General features: G+C 54.6%; 4 protein-coding genes. 1 reads left to right on the top strand and 3 read right to left on the bottom strand.

The features are described 5' to 3' along the window. Positions 1-339, top strand: a 339-nt coding sequence (locus tag ACR0J0_RS23515; RefSeq protein ID WP_480666410.1) for a transposase, incomplete at its 5' end; no start/stop codon positions are given. Between the two features lie 393 nt (positions 340-732). Here ACR0J0_RS23515 and ACR0J0_RS23510 read toward each other — a convergent pair. From ACR0J0_RS23510 to ACR0J0_RS23500, 3 genes are all read right to left on the bottom strand, one after another. Then, the gene (locus ACR0J0_RS23510; protein ID WP_480666409.1) at positions 733-1,710 is read right to left on the bottom strand and encodes an ATP-binding protein; all 978 of its coding nucleotides are present in this window, start codon (positions 1,708-1,710) and stop codon (positions 733-735) included. A 368-nt stretch (positions 1,711-2,078) separates the two neighbouring features. Then, positions 2,079-2,738, bottom strand: coding sequence for a response regulator transcription factor (locus tag ACR0J0_RS23505; RefSeq protein ID WP_480666408.1), 660 nt, complete (start codon positions 2,736-2,738; stop codon positions 2,079-2,081). After that, positions 2,735-2,947, bottom strand: a 213-nt coding sequence (locus tag ACR0J0_RS23500; protein WP_480666407.1) for a hypothetical protein, incomplete at its 5' end; no start/stop codon positions are given. The genes ACR0J0_RS23505 and ACR0J0_RS23500, both read right to left, overlap by 4 nt.

Genomic DNA, 2,947 nt, shown 5'->3' with positions numbered 1-2,947 from the left:
CGGGCTCTGTTCAGCGGCATACCGAATGTCGATTGGCTACTCGGAGCTCGCGGATACGATGCCGATTGGTTCCGAGAAGCGTTACAAGACAAAGGGATACGCGCTTGTATCCCCGGCCGGAAGCAACGCAAGACAACGGTGAAGCACGACAAGCGCCGATACAAACGCCGCAACCGGATCGAGATCATGTTTCGCAGGCTCAAGGATTGGCGCCGCGTGGCAACCCGGTATGACAGGTGCCCGAAGGTCTTCCTCTTAGCAATCGCCCTCGCAGCTCTCGTCATCTATTGGCGATCAGTCCTGACCCTAGCACCAGTGCCCCAGTGTGTGGTCAATTGACCCTTTTTCGGCCCGAATGATCGGGTACCGCGTCCTGCTGCAGATTGCTAAAATTTGGATCATTTTCACGCAGACGGGTATCTTGTCGCTTATGGTCTGATTTTTCCTGTGGTGGTCGCGTCCTTTACAATGCTGCGGTCGTCAGTGTGATTTTCGTTAGTCGGTTCTCGGGGCCGGTGGCCTGCGCGGCGGAGATCTTGGAATGCACCGAACGCGGGTTGTGGTCGGGACGGTGAATATTCATGAGCGTCCGTTAACGGCGGCTTTCGATGGTCATCCTGTAGCCTATTTCTTTGCGTTACTTAGGGTATGAACCAGAGCCTCGGCGTCTTTGTAGATCTCGGTGCCAAAGGGCGCAAATTGCGTACGGGCGTAGCTGGGAAAAAGTTCAATCTAAGCGCGAGGTTCTCGTCCCGAAGAAAGAACGACGAGGCTTTCTAACCCACCCAGTTGTTCGGATGTCCCAAGAATGAGTTTCGCGCCGTATGCGTTTAAGAGATCCACTGCTATTGCCAGACCTAACCCTGTCCCGGCGACAGACGTATCCAAGCGCCCGCCTGAGCGCAGCGCTTCTCTTTGTTCCTTTTCCGGAATCCCCGGACCGTCATCTTTGACACGCAATTCGATGGTATCGCCCTTTTTTTGGACTGAAAGGGCCACGGTTCGTGTGCTCCATTTAAACGCATTATCCAGAAGATTGCCGATGACCTCTTCAATGTCCTGCGCGTCCATCCGAACCCAAATAGCTTCGTCGCATTCGACAACGAATTCTTTGCCTTCGCGCTCGGCAACGATAGCGAACAGCTTGGCTAATCTGTTGACCGAATGGGATAAATCGGTTCGCGAATGGGTCAGTTCTGCCGTGTTTGAGGCCCTCATACGCGCCAGCGAGCGGCTCAGTTGCGCCTCGATTCTGTCGAGGGCTTCTTGCGCCACCCCTGTTGAGGCACCGTTTTGCGACAAGCTCCTCAATTCGTTTCGCAAGATTGAGGCTGGTGTTTTGAGCGAGTGAGCCAAGTCAGCCGCCTGCCTTCGAGAGCCGGAAACAATGTCCCGGTTACGGAGCAACAACTGGTTCAGATCTTCGACCAAAGGTGACACCTCCTCGGGGTATTCTGTTGGCTTAAGGTCCTCATCGGTGTCCCAGCGTTGCGCGACATCCTCCCGTAATTTGCGCAGCGGTCCCATGATAGCCGACATCAACAGCAGCGAACTCGCGACGCCAATGACCCCAACCAGTGCGAAAACGGGCAGCAGGCTTTTTTGCGCGGAACGCCGTTCGCTGACTAGTTGGAGTTGGCTTTCTGCAACACTGACTCCCCAAACCGTCCCGTCATCGTAAGTGATCATCTGATAGGCGCTGCGAACCAATTCATTGTCTGGTCCGGGTGTATTCCAGATCGTGGTTCCAACCGATGAACTGTTTGGTTCGGCTATCGTTTCGTCAAACATAGAGGCGGACGTAATAATCTCGCCATTGCCGCTGGTGACCTGCCAGTACCGCCCTGAAAACGGCACACCATAAGCCGGGTCATGTAGGAAATCGCTCAGGGCGCCGGGATTCTCAGTTGTAATACTTAGCGCGACAACGACCTGAGTATGACGGTCATCAAGTGTATTGTCGAACTGCGCCGAAATCCTTGAGTCTATGATCGAGAAGACCGCGATAGTTCCGATAGCTACGGAAACGGCCCCGGAAGCAATGCCGCCCAACAAGGCCCGTTGGCGTAGCGACAACATTAGATTGCATCGATCCTATAACCGCGCCCTCTCACCGTGGTAATCACATTGGGGCCCAGCTTTTTTCGCAGCCGGTTGATAAATACGGCAATCGTGTTCGAGTCCCGATCTCCGTCATACTCATATATGTGCTCGGAAAGCTCTGTCCGCGACACCATACGACCAGCGTTGTGGGCAAGGTAAGAAAGAACAGCAATTTCCTGGGCTGTCAGGTTAACGGGTACACCGTCAAGCGAAACGCGACCAGTCCGTGTGTCGAGGGTAACGCTGCCAATCTCGATGATTGGGTTTAGCTGACCGCTTTGGCGACGAAGTATGGCGCGCACACGGGCGGCAAGCTCTGGCAAGTGAAATGGTTTGACCATGTAGTCATCGGCGCCAGCATCCAGGCCATCTACCCGTTCGCTCCAACCGTCACGAGCTGTCAAGATAAGCACCGGCGTCGATATGCCTGCGGATCGCCATTCTCGCAGAACGGAAATCCCGTCGCGTTCTGGCAGTCCGATGTCCAAGATTATCACGTCGTAGGGCTCAGTGGCCCCTAAATGTAATGCCTCAGTGCCGTTGTGGACCACATCTACCACCCGGCCTTCGGCAACAAGAAGCCACTTGATCTGGTTGCACAGGTGTGGCTCGTCTTCTGCCAGCAGTACTCTCATATCAAATTATCATAATCAAATTGTTTGGGGTGTGAAAAACAATTTTTCTTACCTGTTATCCTGGCCATTTCCGTTCCCGTTGCCACCAGAGTTTCCGTTCCCGTTGCCGCTCGCGTTTCCGTTGCCACCGGAGTTCCCGTTGCCACCGGAGTTCCCGTTGCCACCGGAGTTCCCGTTGCCACCGGAGTTCCCGTTGCCACCGGAGTTCC

Source organism: Ruegeria sp. BF12 (genome assembly GCF_056538705.1).
Note: the sequence above shows the minus strand (reverse complement) of the source record. Positions and strands in the feature narration are given on the sequence as shown.